General features: G+C 59.2%; 14 protein-coding genes and 2 tRNA genes. 2 read left to right on the top strand and 14 right to left on the bottom strand.

What is annotated here, in order from left to right:
* From ABJN75_RS11775 to ABJN75_RS11760, 4 genes are all read right to left on the bottom strand, one after another.
* The coding region (locus ABJN75_RS11775; RefSeq protein WP_348439786.1) for an NADH-quinone oxidoreductase subunit C at positions 1–312 on the bottom strand (312 nt) is incomplete at its 3' end.
* An 11-nt stretch (positions 313–323) separates the two neighbouring features.
* On the bottom strand, positions 324–899 hold the full coding sequence (locus ABJN75_RS11770) for an NADH-quinone oxidoreductase subunit B (protein WP_348439785.1): 576 nt from the start codon (positions 897–899) through the stop codon (positions 324–326).
* On the bottom strand, positions 890–1,255 hold the full coding sequence (locus ABJN75_RS11765) for an NADH-quinone oxidoreductase subunit A (RefSeq protein ID WP_348439784.1): 366 nt from the start codon (positions 1,253–1,255) through the stop codon (positions 890–892). The genes ABJN75_RS11770 and ABJN75_RS11765 overlap by 10 nt, the downstream gene beginning before the upstream one ends.
* A gap of 476 nt (positions 1,256–1,731) precedes the next feature.
* Positions 1,732–1,808: transfer RNA gene (locus ABJN75_RS11760), tRNA-Asp, on the bottom strand.
* Between the two features lie 246 nt (positions 1,809–2,054).
* Here ABJN75_RS11760 and ABJN75_RS11755 point away from each other — a divergent pair.
* Positions 2,055–2,130 (top strand) — tRNA-Val (locus tag ABJN75_RS11755).
* A gap of 330 nt (positions 2,131–2,460) precedes the next feature.
* Here ABJN75_RS11755 and ABJN75_RS11750 read toward each other — a convergent pair.
* The 8 genes from ABJN75_RS11750 to ABJN75_RS11715 form a co-directional block, all read right to left on the bottom strand.
* Positions 2,461–3,408: an FAD:protein FMN transferase gene (locus ABJN75_RS11750; protein ID WP_348439783.1), complete on the bottom strand. Its 948-nt coding sequence runs from the start codon at positions 3,406–3,408 to the stop codon at positions 2,461–2,463.
* Positions 3,405–3,956: a nitrous oxide reductase accessory protein NosL gene (locus tag ABJN75_RS11745; protein WP_348439782.1), complete on the bottom strand. Its 552-nt coding sequence runs from the start codon at positions 3,954–3,956 to the stop codon at positions 3,405–3,407. The genes ABJN75_RS11750 and ABJN75_RS11745 overlap by 4 nt, the downstream gene beginning before the upstream one ends.
* Entirely contained in the window at positions 3,953–4,786 is an 834-nt protein-coding gene (locus ABJN75_RS11740; protein ID WP_348439781.1) for an ABC transporter permease subunit, read from the bottom strand. Before ABJN75_RS11740 ends, ABJN75_RS11745 begins: the two co-directional genes overlap by 4 nt.
* The gene (locus ABJN75_RS11735; RefSeq protein WP_348439780.1) at positions 4,786–5,703 is read right to left on the bottom strand and encodes an ABC transporter ATP-binding protein; all 918 of its coding nucleotides are present in this window, start codon (positions 5,701–5,703) and stop codon (positions 4,786–4,788) included. The genes ABJN75_RS11740 and ABJN75_RS11735 overlap by 1 nt, the downstream gene beginning before the upstream one ends.
* The gene (locus tag ABJN75_RS11730; protein ID WP_348439779.1) at positions 5,700–6,968 is read right to left on the bottom strand and encodes a nitrous oxide reductase family maturation protein NosD; all 1,269 of its coding nucleotides are present in this window, start codon (positions 6,966–6,968) and stop codon (positions 5,700–5,702) included. Before ABJN75_RS11730 ends, ABJN75_RS11735 begins: the two co-directional genes overlap by 4 nt.
* A 19-nt stretch (positions 6,969–6,987) precedes the next feature.
* A complete protein-coding gene (gene nosZ, locus ABJN75_RS11725; protein WP_348439778.1) occupies positions 6,988–8,901 on the bottom strand; it encodes a TAT-dependent nitrous-oxide reductase in 1,914 nt (637 codons plus the stop codon).
* A 13-nt stretch (positions 8,902–8,914) separates the two neighbouring features.
* The gene (locus ABJN75_RS11720; protein ID WP_348439777.1) at positions 8,915–11,116 is read right to left on the bottom strand and encodes a 4Fe-4S binding protein; all 2,202 of its coding nucleotides are present in this window, start codon (positions 11,114–11,116) and stop codon (positions 8,915–8,917) included.
* 341 nt (positions 11,117–11,457) lie between these two features.
* Positions 11,458–12,648, bottom strand: a complete 1,191-nt coding sequence (locus ABJN75_RS11715; protein WP_348439776.1) for an NnrS family protein — start codon at positions 12,646–12,648, stop codon at positions 11,458–11,460.
* Between the two features lie 119 nt (positions 12,649–12,767).
* Between ABJN75_RS11715 and ABJN75_RS11710 the strand changes: the two genes are divergently transcribed.
* Positions 12,768–13,463, top strand: a complete 696-nt coding sequence (locus ABJN75_RS11710) for a Crp/Fnr family transcriptional regulator (RefSeq protein WP_348439775.1) — start codon at positions 12,768–12,770, stop codon at positions 13,461–13,463.
* Positions 13,464–13,502: 39 nt separating this feature from the next.
* Here ABJN75_RS11710 and ABJN75_RS11705 read toward each other — a convergent pair whose 3' ends face one another.
* The gene (locus tag ABJN75_RS11705) at positions 13,503–13,952 is read right to left on the bottom strand and encodes a hydrogenase maturation protease (protein WP_348439774.1); all 450 of its coding nucleotides are present in this window, start codon (positions 13,950–13,952) and stop codon (positions 13,503–13,505) included.
* A partial coding sequence (locus ABJN75_RS11700; RefSeq protein ID WP_348439773.1) for a Ni/Fe hydrogenase subunit alpha occupies positions 13,952–15,248 on the bottom strand: 1,297 nt, incomplete at its 5' end. The genes ABJN75_RS11700 and ABJN75_RS11705, both read right to left, overlap by 1 nt.

The raw sequence follows: 15,248 nt of genomic DNA, 5'->3' as shown, positions 1-15,248 counted from the left end.
CGCTGTAAGCGAGGGAACCGGCGCGTCCTCGGACGTCATGATCTTGACGCGGATGCGCAAATTCTGGCGCGGCGAAAGCAAGTGATAGACCACGTCGAAGCGCTCGGGCCGGGCCGGCCAATCGACGCCGCAGATATCGATGAAGCTGACAAACTGGCACTGTGCGTCGTCGCGCAGGAATGTCATCAACTCGATCAGCGTCACCGGCGAAGCAAGCAGCGTGAGTTCGTCATGGGCGATCTCGGCGCTGTCGAACAATTCGCCTTTGACTTCGCCCAGATAATCCGAAAGTTCCTTGAGAGCCTGGCTCATCATTCGCTCTCCTAGCGTTCTATCGTGCCGGTGCGGCGCATCTTCTTTTGCAGAAGCAGCACACCGTACAACAATGCCTCGGCAGTCGGCGGGCACCCGGGAACATAGATATCCACTGGCACCACCCGATCGCAACCGCGCACAACTGAGTAGGAGTAATGATAATAACCGCCGCCGTTGGCGCATGACCCCATCGAGATCACATAACGCGGCTCGGGCATCTGGTCATAGACCTTCCTGAGCGCCGGCGCCATCTTGTTGGTGAGTGTTCCGGCAACAATCATCACGTCGGACTGGCGCGGTGAGGCCCGCGGCGCAAAGCCGAATCGTTCCGCGTCGTAACGCGGCATCGACATCTGCATCATCTCGACCGCGCAGCAGGCCAGACCGAACGTCATCCACATCAGCGATCCGGTGCGCGACCAGTTGATCAGCTCATCCGTAGACGTGACCAGAAATCCCTTGTCGGCAAGCTCATTGTTGATCTCGCCGAAAAACACATCGTCGCTGCCGACCGGCTTTCCGGTATTGGGGTCAATGATACCCTTGGGCGCAGGCGCCACCATCGGTGTGTTGCTCACTCCCATTCGAGAGCTCCCTTTTTCCATTCGTACACAAACCCGATCGTCAGCACGCCGAGAAACACCATCATCGACCAGAAGCCGATCCAGCCGATATCGCCGAACGATACCGCCCATGGAAACAGGAACGCCACTTCGAGGTCAAAAATGATGAACAGGATCGAAACCAGATAAAACCGCACATCGAATTTCATGCGCGCGTCATCGAAGGCGTTGAAGCCGCATTCGTAAGCGGAGAGTTTTTCCGGATCTGGATTCTTGTAGGCAATCGCGAAAGGCGCGATCAGCAAAGCCAGACCGATAACCAAAGCCAGACCGATGAAAATAGCAATCGGCACATAAGCGCCCAGAAGTTCCGTCATGACGTCCGTTCCTGTATCCGTCACAGTCGAAGCCCCTGCCTTAACCCGAAGGTCTGGAGCCGGCCCCTCACCTGTGCGGCTGATCATGTTGCAACGCGGCGTGGTTAGCGCAGCCCGGCACCCTGCGCAAGAGCGCGCGAAGGAATTGAGTCCTTAGTACCAGCTTTCGCGCCGCATTGTCGCACCTGACGATAAATACCTTGCGAGGATTTTCAACAGCTTGCGATTTTGTCCCGCCGATTGACGTTAAAACAGAATCACTCACGCGCCAAGACTAGTCCGCGACCATGGCATTGCGCTCACGAAAGTCAGTTGAAAAAGACCGTCAAATGCAGCGGCGAGTCCTTCACGCAGGCGATCAAGGCCTGGTGGCCGTTTTTGTCCCGCTCATCGGGCAATCAGGTCGTTGATGAAGAGGGGTTGCCGCTTATCGCGCCCGGCGGGCTGGCAGGGCAAAGGCCCTGCGTTTTGAAAAATGGCGCGAGTGACGGGACTCGAACCCGCGACCTCCGGCGTGACAGGCCGGCACTCTAACCAACTGAGCTACACCCGCGCATTTTTCAAACGAAACAGTGGGTGACCGCCGTTCCGTGAGCGGCTGATTACGGCGTTCGCCGAGAGGTGTCAAGCAAGTTTGCGAAGGAAAAACGACAAAGTTCCAACTTGTTCGAAAACCCGCCCCTCTTGATGGCCATGAGACAGGTGCGAAGCGGCGCCTGGACAACTTTGATGGGGGGCAATCAAGATTTTGTCTTGCGGAACCGCCGCGAACCCCCTAAAGCAGGCGCCACCGATCTGAGGGCGATTAGCTCAGTTGGTAGAGCGCCTCGTTTACACCGAGGATGTCGGGAGTTCGAGTCTCTCATCGCCCACCATCGTTTCCCGTTGAAATGAACAAGCAGCCTTGAGCTGCGCCGCGATTGGTCCAGCGCGTTGTCACAATTCCGGGCGCATGGTCGGGTGACGTCATCTAACCGCGTTCCGCAAACAAGCATTGCGTCCGGTCCCAAGGTCAGGACTGTGTGGGTAAGGCAATTCGGAGCACAAACCACAGCGCCCGGCCAATGTGTCAGGGGCTGGCCTTGCAACAACGAAACCGATTGGGTTGCGTCTTCCCGCATGACCGGCCGCACAACCGCCTTGCCGCGCCAACCGGATGGCCCAGATCAGCTCTGTCAACAACCATCCGGTCTATAAGCTGCCGCTCATACAGCCAGCAAAGCACCGTCCTGATCGATTGCGCGCACCGCTGCATCGGGGAACAGGCGCGCCATCTGGCGAATTTCCGTCGCGCTTTGCAGCACTGCCGCCGTGGACAGTCCATCTGCAACTGCTGCCGAGCGATGAATGACACTGACCCTTCGCCAATTCGCCGCTGCGGCCATGCCGGTGGCGGGGTTGAGAATATGTCCGGCAGGTCCGGTTCCAAACACTGTTCCGTTCGGACTTGAGGTCGCTACCGCCTTGTCACGCAGATAGATGGTGGCGTCGGCCGGGTCATCCTCGTGATCCGCCAGCCCGATCGCCCAGCCGTTCCCGGTTGGCGAGGCGCCAACGGCGGCAATTTCGCCGACGGAAATCAGCCCTGTCTCAAGACCTCGCGCCTTGAGCAGGCTGACAACCCGGTCGGTAATGAAGCCCTGCGCGATGCCGTTGAAGGTCAGTGCCGCGCCTGCCACGAGCCGGATACGGTCCAGCGAGACCTCGACCTTGCTCCATCCGGTCGAAGCCCGGGCCGCGGCCAGGTCCTTCTTCTCCGGAGTGCCTTGCGCGCGTGCATAGGCCATCCACAGCGGCTGGACGCTTGGATCGAACAGTCCCGAACTTGCCTGATGCAGCGTGGAAACAAGTGAACACAGTTCAAGCATGTCAGGTCCCGGCTGCTCCAGCACACCGGTGGCATTGAGCCGCCCCAGCGCGCTGTCAGCGCGATAGAGGCTGAATTGCTGCTCCAGCCGCTCGATCTCGCTACGCGCCGCGACAAGCAGGCTCTCGGCCTCCTGCGCAGGCAACCCCACCAGACGCAGGTCTGCATGGGCCCCCAGAGCGATTCCCTGCCAGCGCGCGCCCGTCGTCTCGGATGCGATCGCATGCTGGGCACCGAGCAGGCAGCCTGCCGTAATGCTGATAAAGCGGCGGCGGTTGAGGTTCATTGGATCGCTCCTGTAACCGGATTGGATGTTTCGGCATCAAGCCCGACAGGGCCAAGAACGTAAGCATCAGGGATTTCTGCCAGGCGAACCACCATGCCGCCATTGTCGGCCGCGAAAGCTGTTGCGGCTTGTTCTTCGCCGAACGGAATGACTTCCGGGGTTCCCATGCCCCCGGTTTTGCGCGACCCGATCACGAACCAGGCCTCACCGGCATCAATCCATGTGTCATCCCCGGGAAAATCCCACTCGGTGGCTTTGCCCATATCATTGACATAGACAACAACCGCGTCTTGCTGCTCTTCCGGCGAGCGAAGGAAGGCGATGCCGTCACGGACCTGGCTGAACCAGATCGGATGCGGGTTGTCTGCCAAATGGATCTGCGCCTTGGGTCCGGTGTGCTCCAGAATGGTCATGTTGCAATAATGCCCGACCGATTCCTCCGTCAGCGCCACCGGCTGCGGAATCTCGATCCTGGCTTCCTGTTCGCTGCATGCCGCAACGGTGATCGCCACGGCGGCAATGGCTGCCAGCCTGACAAGCGTGTTCATGGCCTGATCCTCTTGAGAATGAAGGTTGCAAACCCCAGTGCGATGACGGTCCAGGCGACTGGGCTGAGCATGGTCGCAAGACCTGACAAGGGCAACGACGCCCCCACATTGCCACCCAGATTGCTGCCCACTGCGGCCGCATCGATGGCGCTCATGTTGTACAGCCGGAACGCATCCGCCGGATTGAACACCAGCAACCAGGGAAAAACATCGCGGGCGAAAAACCCGTCCTGGCTGGCCAGCAGGCCACCGAGCAGCGCCAGATCATAAAGCACCACGGCAAACAGCCAGATCGCAATGGCCAGCGCCGCCGCGGTTCCGGTCTGTCGCACGCTGGCGCTGGCGATATAGCCGATGGCTATGAAGGTGGCGCCGAGCACCATCGAGCTTGCAATCAGGCGGCCGACGCCGCTCAATGCGCTGCCATCACCGCCGCCATTGGCGAAAAAGGCCACCAGCCCGGCAATGCCGTAACCAAAGCTCACGGCAATGCCCAGAACCGCGACGTGGCCCAAAAACTTGCCGACAAGCACGGCGCCGCGGGAGACCGGGCTGGCGAGCACCAGCTGCAGCGTGCCGCGGTCGATTTCCCCGGCGATGGCGTCAAACGACAGCAACAACGCAATCAGCGGCACCAGATAGACCGAGAGCGTCGACAGGCTGGCAACCACCACGGTGACCGCGTCGGTCTTGACCTCGCCGCCGGGCGCGCTGCCCAGCTGGACGAGAATGAGCGCGAACGCCAGAAGGATCAACGACGACAGGATAATCCAGCGGTTGCGCAGACCGATGCGGATTTCCGTTGCAGCTATGGTCACAACGCCGTGCATCACAGCCCTCTTTGCGGAGCTTCGTCAGCCCCGATCTTCGAGAAATACCGGTAGACTTCGTCCAGCGTCGGGGCGGCGACATCGACATCTTCGACCTGCGCGCCAAGCCCGCTGATCTTTGACAGCATGCGCATCTTGTCGCCGCGGTCGCAGAAGACCTCCACCGAAGCGCCGTTGATGCGTCCGCCGCCGATTTCCGCATGAACCCTGTCGATGGCAGTGGCCGAGGTTCTGACACGGATCCGGATCGGCAGATCGGCTTCGTGCTGAAGCTCTGCCAGTGGTCCGTTGGCAACAAGCCGGCCTTGGCGCAGGATCGCCACCCGGTCGGTCTTGGCTTCCAGTTCGCTCAGACCGTGGGAGGACAGCAGCACCGCACCGCCCTGCCGCGCGACGTCGGCGATCAGGTCATAAAAATGCTGCCGCGAAAGCGGATCGAGGCCGGAAGTCGGCTCGTCGAGCAGCAGCAAATCCGGCTTGCCGACCAGCGCCTGCGCCAGACCAAGGCGTTGCCGCATGCCCTTGGAATAGGTGTCGACGCGCCGGTCCGCCGCCTCGACGAGCTCGACCTTGTCGAGCACGGACTGCACATCGTCGAGCGCCGCTCCCTTGAGCCTGGCGTAAAAGCGGACGACCTCGCGACCGGTCAGCATTTTCGGGAATGCAACCTGTTCAGGCAGATAGGAAACCGTGCGCCGCGCCGAATCGCTGCCCGGTTCAAAACCGGCAATCGAAATCGAGCCGGCGGTTGGCTTGATGAACCCGAGGATAAGGCGGAACAGCGTGGTCTTGCCCGCGCCATTGTGGCCCAGCAGCGCAACCTGTTCGCCCGGCGCCACACTGAGCGAGACATCCGTCAGCGCATCAACCGCCTTGAACTTCATGCTGACATTTGAGGCTTTGACGATTTCGCTCATTGCAGGTTGGCTTTCCAGTTGCGCGCGGTTTCGGGCAACTCATGCGGTTTCATCAAGGGCCGGTCATCGACAATGCCGCCGGGCAGCAATGCCGGAAATTCGCTCTGCGCCCAGCGCACCAGTTGCACCGCCGGGCTGCCAAGCAGCAGCTTCGCCGAGGGTTGCGTCCACAACACCTGATCCATCGCGTCATTGGGGCGAAACGGCTGGTCGGCGATGCCGTCGCCGTTGACGTCGTAAGCCGCGTGATCGCTCCAGTAATTGCCGGACCAGACATGGTCCTTGGTGCTGACAAACTTGATCTGGGTGCGGTTGCCGACAAAGGCGTTGCCGGAAATCTCGTTGCGCGCCGATCCGCCAGTGAAATGGATGCCGATCTCGCAGCCTTCAATGCGGTTGTCCTTGATGCGATTCTTGTTGGCGTTGTAAACGAACAGGCATTTTTCACCGCCGCCGACCACGGCATTGCCTTCGATGACGGCATTGTTGGCGTAATTGAGCATGATGCCATGATCGCGATCATCAAGCGAGATGTTGTCGCGCATGGTCACGCGTTTGGAAAACATGATGGCGTAACCGAGATGGTTGCCAATCGAGATGTTTCCCGACACCTCGCTGTCATCGGCATTCATGTAGTGAATGGCAAAGCGCAGTTTTTCGAAGCGGTTGTTGGTGAAAGTATTCTTTCGGCTGGTGTTGACGAAAATGCCGTCCCGGCCCTGGCGTATCGTGTTGTCCGATACCGTGGCGCCGGGCGCGTTCCAGACATAGACGCCGTTGCCGCGCCGGTTCATCAACCGGTCATCGCCGCCAATGATGGTGTTGCCTTCAACAAGCGCATCACGCGCGCCATGGATGTCGACACCGTAGAGATTGTCTTCGATCTGATTGTTGCGAACGATGGCGCGCACAGCCTTCTTGGTCATCTGCACGCCACTGTCGATGGTTTGATGCGACGTGCCTGAACCCGTCAGTTTCAAACCTTCGATGATCACGTCCGGCGCATCGATGGTGATCACCGAGCCTGTGCCCGTGCCAACCACATGGGCATCGCCTTGGCCTTCAATTTCAAGCGGTTTCGTCAAGGTGATACCGCCCCGATAGGTTCCGCCGGACAATAGCAGCCTGTCGCCCGGCCGGGCCAGTTCGACCGTCCGCACCAGTGCATCTGGGCCCGGCTCGACGCGGATATCGGCGGAATACGCCATATCCGCGAGGAGCGTGGTTCCAAGCAGCACTGCAAATGTGCGGGCGGTCAGGTTCATGTTCTTATGGTCCTAGATGTTACGCAGGTTCGACGAGCATGCGACCGCGCATTTCCATGTGCAGGGCATGGCAGAACCACTGGCAGTAGAACCAGTGAACGCCCGGACGGTTCGCAGTAAACGTGACCGACGCTGTCGCCTGCGGCGCCACTTCCATCGCAACGCCGTAGTTTGAAATGCAGAAGCCGTGGGTCACGTCATCCACATCATCAAGGTTGGTCACGTACACCGTGACTTCCTGACCCTGTTTGACCGTGAATTTTTCAAGGCCGAACTGCGGAGCAACCGATGTCATGTAGACGCGGACCTTGTTGCCGTCCTCGATGACAACGTCGTCATAATCGAGGTCCACGCCGTCGGCCTTCGCCTGGGCATAGGCATCGGCGAACATCGGATCTTCGCGTGACCAGACATTGACCGGATTGACGATGTCTGCCCGTACAATGATGGCGTCATGCGGCTCGGCAAAGGTCGGGCCGTCGTGAACCACCTTCATCTCATCGCTCGAGATGTCGATGATCTGCTCGTTCTCCGGCTTCAGCGGGCCAACATTGAGGAACCGGTCCTTGGAGAACTTGTTCATCGATATCAGCCATTCGCCATCGGCCTCGGCGGTTTCACCCATCGAGGTCGAGTTGTGGCCCGGCTGGTAATGAACATCGACCTTGGAGACGATCGGGTCGACATCCTCACCGGCAAAGGCGCGAACAGCCTTGTCGATGTCCCATTTGACGATCTGGCTGTCGAGGAACAGCGTCGTGTAGGCAAAGCCCTTGCCATCGAATGCGGTGTGAAGCGGACCAAGTCCCAATTCAGGCTCGGCGACAATGCAGGAGCGCGGATCGGCGTCGTCTTCGAACAGGGCGTCGACCTTGGTCACATCAATCACCGAAACCGTCGGCGACAGCTTGCCATTAATCATGATGTGTTTCTTGTCCGGCGCGGCGTTAACACCGTGCGGGCTGTTGGGGATCGGGATGTAACGGGTGTATTTCTTGTTCTGTCCCTTGCGGCCATCGATAACCGGAATGCCGTTGAGAACCTGTACGTCGCCGGCGGCAACTCCTTCCTCGATGGCTTTCAGGTTGAACACCACCACATGGTCGAGCTCGTTTGCGGTCATTTCGGCAAGGTTCATGCCCATCTCCGAGTTGTAGCTCGTCGAGAACGCATATTTGCCCTGGTAATCACAATCGGTGTTGTCGAGGTTACCCGACACGATCACCTGCCAGGACACCTTCATTTCATCGCCGTCGATGGCGGTGAAGATATTCACGTACTGCGACGGATCATCCAGTATTGTGCCGTCATTGACCAGCGGTGCTTCATGCTCGCCATTGGCGAAGACGTAGCCGGTTCGCGGGAATTTCTGCGGCCGCATGCCGTGGATGTCCTGCGCGTTCGGAATCTCGATGATCTTGTCACACTTCATCACGTCGCAGCGGACGCGGGCGACGCGGGTGTTGGCCTTGTCCTGCATGAACAGGTAACGACCATCATAGGTGCCGTCGGTGAACGACATATGCGGATGGTGAAGGTCGCCATTGTCATAGGTCTTCATGCCCTTGGCGGCGAGAAACGTCTTGGTTTCTTCGGTCAGACCTTCGGTGAGCACTTTCAGGCTTTCATTGGTCTGACCCCAGCCGGTCGCCGAGCAGCGGTTGAACACCGGAACCCGCATCAGCTCGCGCATCGACGGAAATCCAAGAATGCGCAGTTCGCCGGTCTGGCCGGATGACCAGAAACCATAATAGGGGTCGAGTTCGCCCGGTTCGAAGTTCAGTTTCGGCGATGCAGCGTGTGCCTTGGTGACAAGCGCACCACTGAACAGTTCAGAGCCCAGGCCTGATCCGGCCAGAACGGCTCCACCGGCTGTGGCGGTCATCAAAGAGCGCCGTGACAGGCCTTTTCTTTTGGTTTCTTCGGCTGACATGTGTTGTCTCCTTTTAGGTTGTTGACTGTGATGTCGGATTGGTTCCCACGAGCGGCTGTCCCTTGCCCGTTGCTGGCGGTGCAATCGGGTCCATGCCGTTGCGCTTGCGGAATTTTTCCCGTTTGGCTTCTTTCTTGATGCACACCGGGCACTTGGTCGCACTTTGGTAGAGAACCTGGCAGTGCAGACACTGAAGGCACTCGTTGGGATTGATGTTTCCCTCGGGATGGATGGCCTGGACCATGCATTCCTTGGCGCAGCGCTGGCACGGATCACCGCATTCCTTGTAGCGCTTGAGCCAGTCGAACATTCTCAGCCGCGCCGGGATCGCCAGCGCCGCACCGAGCGGGCACAGATAGCGGCAGTAGAAACGCTCGATAAACAGGCCTGCGCCGAGCAGCACGACCACGAACAGGATATACGGCCAGCCACGCTGGAATTTCAGAATGATCGCGGTCTTGAACGGCTCGATTTCCGCGTAGCGCTCCGCCATTTCGAGCGAATAGAGCGACAGGCCGAACAGTCCAAGAAAGATCATGTACTTGATTGGCCACAGGCGCTCGTGCAGGCCCCACGGAACTGCGTATTGGGGGATCTTGAACAAACGCGCGATCTTGTTGGTCAGTTCCTGCAGCGCCCCGAACGGGCACAGCCAGCCGCAGTACACACCCCTGCCCCAGAACAGCAGCGACGCCGCCACCGAGAACCAGAGGATGAAGACCAGCGGATCCATCAGGAAGGCGTTCCAGGAGAAGCCCGCCATCACCGCCGAGAAGAATGCCAGCACATTGACCACCGACAATTGCGCATTGGCGTACCAGCCAAGCCCGACAAGCGTGAAGACAAGAAAGCCGACGCGGAACCAGTAGGTGAAGCGCTCATACTTCGTCACCTGCATCTGGAAGAAGAAAATCCCGGTCAGAAGCAAGAGAGCGCCCACCAGCACGACGACTTCCACGCGCTTTTGCAGCCAGATCCGTTTCCACAAATGGCTCAGTTCGCTGGTATTCGATACCGCGACGTCACTCTGGATCTGCGGGTTTGTTGCAACCGGAGCGTCAACCGCCAGCTTTTCCGTGTAGCGGTCGGGAATCCGGTAGCCGAGATCAAAGGTGATGAAGGTCTTGTCGATGGCGCCAACGGCGCGTTGCACCAGCAATTGCAACCGGAACGGTTCGGTCGGATCGAATCCGGTGTCGGCGGGGATCTTGAAAATATCAAGTTCTGTGAAGGATGGCGCATCCTCCGTCGCCAGTTTGCCGATGCGCCTGTGCTGCTTGTCGTGGAACCGGACAGCGGTATCGCCCTGGATCAGCTGAATCCGGTCGAAGATGCCGCCGCGCACATAGCCCGACCCCTTGAAGGAGTATTTGCCGCGACCGACCACCAGAATGGCCTGGTCGCCTTCGTCGAGCCATTCCTGCAAATTTGCGTATTCATCGTCACCGAGCAAGGAGCGGCCGATTTCGGGTGCACTGACCAGCGCCACCTGCATGTCGATGAAAGTATCTTCAGGCGCGCCCTTTTCCGGGCGCTTGATGGCACGGGCGTCGCCGGTCTCTTCAAAGGCGGCGTTCACCTGTCCGATATCGAGCCGCAAGCTGCGGATCGACCCATCGCCGGCCAGCGTCTGCCAGTCGGAAACAGAAACATCGTCGCCGCTCGGCACCAAAAGCATCTTTGTCGGCCCGGAGCTCGCCAATTCAGGTTCAAGCCCGCCCAGACCAAGCGACCGCGCCACTTTCAGCCCGGCCCGCACGATGGAATCGTCGATGACGATGATGGTCACGGTGGCGCCGGAAACGATATCAAGATCATGCGCCGAGCCGCCGGCAGCGGCCTCGGCGATCAGATCGAGTCCGGCATATTTTTCGGTCACCGCAGTGATCTTCGATTCAGGAATACCGACGAGCACGATAGGTTCGGAATGCTTGACCAGCCGGACTCCCGTCACCATCGCATTGTCATCGACACCCATCAGCGTGTGGATCGGCTTTCCGGAATAGCCGGTGGTCGTGACGAAATCCGAGGTCAGAAATACATACCCGACGACCTTGCCGTCCTTCAGTGCCTCGACCACCGGAAGATCCGAGCGCAATTGACCGTAGTCTGTGGCGCCGGGAACGATGTCGCTGACGCTGACCTTGTCCAGAAATTGGGTAACCAGAGGTTCGGCCTGCGCAACCGAGGCGCCAAACACAAAGCTTGCGATCATCACGAATGCCGCAATCACCCAACTACGGCAACTGATTGGCTTGGCCATCATTTTTCAACTCACTTCATCATTAATATTGCGACCATAGATGCTCGCGAACGCCTGGTCTTTGACATTGCGCAAACTTGCGGATGATAAGCGTCCGGAAACGTCGAAAAATACTATATAAATCTATGTAAATATACGATTTATCTTGAGCGCCCCGATCTCCTCAAACCAGTTTGTCCTCTCCCGGTTAGCAAGGCAGTTTGGACGATCTTTGTTTCTTCGCATCCTATGCCAACCCGAATCGGAAAGTACGAATGGTTCGGGCGATCATCTGTCGTGGCGACAGCGATTCGCTAGGCCTTGACGGACCGGCGCGGCGACATCAGCGCAGGCGCGAAAACAACGGCGAACCCACAGAACGCGGTCATCCACGCGAAGGCCGCGACATGCAAAAACAGGTCCGCATGACTGTCGATCATGGTTGCCAGAATTCGCGAGACCACTGCGCCCAGCACCGCCACGAACATGATGGTGACTGCGGGACCGGCACGCAGTCTCCGGCCCGTATGTGACAATGACGAACGCACCATGATCACCAGCGTCATGCCGCCAACAGCGCCGGCTCCAAGCGCATGCACTCCTGCAAGCGGAGAAATCGATTCGGGCGCAAGGATGGATGCTGCAATCAGCACAAACCCGACGGGAATAAACAGATAACCCGCATGCAGCATCCAGACCAGCGGATCGCGCAAGGCGCGTTCGCCGGCCCAGCGTCCGATCCGGAGGAAGTGCAGCAGAGCGGCAATGGCCATGAATGCCGCCGTCACCCCGGAGTCAGGGACCGCGGTCCAGAGCATCAACGCGCCTATTCCGACAGCAATCGAGACCATGTCGAAGCGCGAAAAAGCAGCCGGCAATCGCCCCGGATTTTCACGCACCAGCCAGTTGCGCGTAAAACTGGGAATGACACGGCCGCCAACCAGCATGATCAGCGTGATTGCGGCAAGCCCCGCCAGTCTGCGGCTGATATCGGAAACGCCGTTGTAATGTGCTTCCAGGTGAAAGCTGATATTGGCCAGTGTCAGAATCAGCAACGGCAGCAGCACTTTCAGGTTGCGCCAATTGGCCCCTGCGATGATTTCACGGGCGATCACAAAGGCCACGGCGACCAGGAAGGCACAATCAACAGCCAGCGCCGATTGCCATCCGATGTATGTTGAGAAGGTTACGGCCAGCCGTCCCGCCAGCCAAAGCAGGACCAGCGCCAGCAGTCCGTTTCCCTGCAATGGCATGCGGCCGGTCCAGTTGGGCACCGCTGTAAACAGGAATCCGGTGACGATTGCCGGCAGAAAGCCGAAATAGAGTTCATGCACATGCCAATCGACCGGCGCGAACAGCGTTGCCAGCGCCAGTTCGCCATAAAACTGCGGCAGCCACAGCAAAATCGATAGCCCCGAATAAAGCGCCCCGAAAAGAAAGAACGGACGAAAACCATAACTGAGAATAGCCGGTCCGGTGTATTTGCGAGTTCGTGGAATTGCCATCATGGGATCCGTTGTCAGTTAATGGTGAGAGCCGCCGTGTTTCGGTTGCCTTCGCGCACCCGAGTCCCTAACAGTCTGGCAAACCCGATCATTGCATTGTCGCAAGCTGGAGGAAAGATTTGCGCCGTCTTGATACTTCACTTCTCGCGGATCTGCCCCCCTTTGCAGGAATGAGCAGGGCTTCCCTCGATGACATGATTGCGCGTGCCACCTCGTTCCGGCACCCGAAGAACAGCTACGTTTTCCGGGAGGGCGAAGACGCCCACTCGTTCTTTCTGCTGCTTGATGGCTATGTGCGTGTGGTCAAGGTGACACCCGACGGCGAACAGGTCATCGTCAGATACATTGCCACAGGCGAATTGTTCGGCATCGCGAAGGCGATCAGTCGCGACACCTATCCGGCAAATGCTGTGGCTGCGGTGGACTGCGTGGTGCTCGCATGGCCATCCAGATCCTGGGACGCCATTGTTGCGGAACACCCGGCTTTCGCCACCAACACCTACGCCATGGTGGGCAACCGGTTGATTTCCACGCAGGACCGGGTTGTCGAACTGGCCACCGAGCGAGTCGAACAAAGGGTGGCCAATGCCCTTATCAATCTTGCCCGCGAGACCGGACGCAAGACTGATGAGGGCATCGAGATTGATTTCCCGATCTCGCGGCGGGACATATCCGACATGACCGGGACGACCCTGCACACGGTATCCCGCCTGCTCAGCGGCTGGGATTCGAAAGGCTGGATCAAGGGCGGACGCCAGAAGATTACCCTGGTTGAAGGACACCAACTGACCACGCTCGCCTCCACACGCGACTGACGCCGCACGCTTGGAGCAGGCACGGCGCCCGCGATTCGCTCACGGTGATCCGTCCGCGTTCAGATACCACTCGACGAAAAAAGCTTCGGCCAGATCGAGATTGCCTTGCGCGCCTGCGCTCAGCCCCTCCTTGATCTCGCCAAATTCATGGCCTGCAATGCCCAGGACATGGGATTGCGGCCGTTTGCCGTAGAGCATCGCCGCCAGCGAAAGCACGGACAGCGGCGACAGGCTGTGACTCGAAAGCTCAGCTTGGGTGCCGGCTTCAATCTTCGTGAAAGTGAACGGTGCATCGCTGCCGATCAGCGCGTCGGCGAAAATCACCTTGTGCGCACCGGCCACGGCCAGCGCGTGATCGGGAGTAAGCTGGTAATCGGTATCGATATCCAGACCGGGAAGATCGCGGCTTTCGATCCGAGCGGAAAATGCAGGCCCCAGGCCATCGTCGCCCCGCCCCGGATTGCCATACCCAATAAGCAGCACCCGCATCAATACGACTGTGTCCTGCTGTCGACCAACCGGCCATCAGCGTCAAACAACTCGACTTGCAGCGGCATCTGGCCCAGGGCGTGGGTGGCACAGGAAAGGCAGGGGTCGTAGGCGCGGACCGCGACCTCGATGTGATTGAGCATGCCTTCGGTGATCTTGTCCTGGCCGGAGAGGTATTGTGTCGCCACATTCTTGACCGCCCGGTTCATGCCCTCGTTGTTGTGCGTCGTCGACACGATCAGGTTGCAATAGGTCACCTGGTCATTTTCATCGATCTTGTAGTGGTGAATGAGATTGCCGCGCGGCGCTTCAAGGACGCCGATTCCCTCCTCGCGCCGGTCCCCGGTCGCCACAAGGTCGGTACCCTGCAGATCCGGATCGTTGAGCAGATCGCGGATTTTCTCGACGCAATGCAGAACTTCGATCATCCTCGCCCAGTGGCTGGTCAGCGTCGAATTGTTCGGCGCCCCGCCGGTCACTGCCTTTAACGCCTTGTGCGCGTCATTGGCCAAGGGCGTGTCGATGAAGTCCGCCGTATTCATCCTGGCAAGCGGGCCGACACGGTACCAGCCGGCTTCCGGCCCCAGTGACTTGATGAACGGAAACTTCATGTAGGACCACGACCGCACATCCTCGACCAGCAAGTCGTGATAATCAGAACAGTCCACACCATCAAATATCGTAGCCCCGGCGGGATCGATCGCGCGCATCCGCCCGTTGTAGAGATCAAGCGCGCCATCGTCTGAGCGCACAAGCGCCATGTGATTTGAGGGAAACGAACCGAAAGTCCCGACGAGATCGGCATGCTCCAGCGTGTAATTGCGCGCCAGCGCCAGCGCGTCGCTGGCCCATTGCTCCATTTCACCGATCTGGCGCAGGAACGCATCCCGCGTCTCGATCGGCAGATTGCGGTTGATGCCGCCGGGAATCGCGCCGGTGCCATGAATTTTCTTGCCAGCTGTCGCCTCGATGATTTCCTGACCGAATTTCCGCATCATGATGGCGCGGCGGCCAAGTTCGGGGTGCTCGCGAAGCACCTCGAATATGTTGCGCTTTTCCGCCGGCGCACCGAAGCCGAACAGCAGGTCGGGTGCCGCGAGGTGGAAGAAATGCAACACATGGCTCTGCATCACCTGTCCGTAATGCATCAGCCGGCGCATTTTCTCCGCCGTCGGTGGCAATACGTCCACGCCGCAGATCATGTCCATCGCCTTGGCTGCGGCCAGGGGATGGCTGACCGGGCAGATGCCCCAAAGCCGCTGCACGATGGCCGGGACCTCCCACAGCAGGCGTCCG

It is taken from the genome of Hoeflea sp. (assembly GCF_039975035.1).
Taxonomy (GTDB): domain Bacteria; phylum Pseudomonadota; class Alphaproteobacteria; order Rhizobiales; family Rhizobiaceae; genus Hoeflea.
This window is presented reverse-complemented; position numbering and strand designations above follow the sequence as displayed.

Excerpts from the sequence above, each read along its gene's own strand:
- ABJN75_RS11770 (WP_348439785.1), bottom strand. The coding sequence starts at position 899 with ATGGGAGTGAGCAACACACCGATGGTGGCGCCTGCGCCCAAGGGTATC.
- ABJN75_RS11765 (WP_348439784.1), bottom strand. The coding sequence starts at position 1,255 with ATGACGGAACTTCTGGGCGCTTATGTGCCGATTGCTATTTTCATCGGT.
- ABJN75_RS11750 (WP_348439783.1), bottom strand. The coding sequence starts at position 3,408 with ATGAACCTCAACCGCCGCCGCTTTATCAGCATTACGGCAGGCTGCCTG.
- ABJN75_RS11745 (WP_348439782.1), bottom strand. The coding sequence starts at position 3,956 with ATGAACACGCTTGTCAGGCTGGCAGCCATTGCCGCCGTGGCGATCACC.
- ABJN75_RS11740 (WP_348439781.1), bottom strand. The coding sequence starts at position 4,786 with ATGCACGGCGTTGTGACCATAGCTGCAACGGAAATCCGCATCGGTCTG.
- ABJN75_RS11735 (WP_348439780.1), bottom strand. The coding sequence starts at position 5,703 with ATGAGCGAAATCGTCAAAGCCTCAAATGTCAGCATGAAGTTCAAGGCG.
- ABJN75_RS11730 (WP_348439779.1), bottom strand. The coding sequence starts at position 6,968 with ATGAACCTGACCGCCCGCACATTTGCAGTGCTGCTTGGAACCACGCTC.
- nosZ (WP_348439778.1), bottom strand. The coding sequence starts at position 8,901 with ATGTCAGCCGAAGAAACCAAAAGAAAAGGCCTGTCACGGCGCTCTTTG.
- ABJN75_RS11720 (WP_348439777.1), bottom strand. The coding sequence starts at position 11,116 with ATGATCGCAAGCTTTGTGTTTGGCGCCTCGGTTGCGCAGGCCGAACCT.
- ABJN75_RS11715 (WP_348439776.1), bottom strand. The coding sequence starts at position 12,648 with ATGGCAATTCCACGAACTCGCAAATACACCGGACCGGCTATTCTCAGT.
- ABJN75_RS11705 (WP_348439774.1), bottom strand. The coding sequence starts at position 13,952 with ATGCGGGTGCTGCTTATTGGGTATGGCAATCCGGGGCGGGGCGACGAT.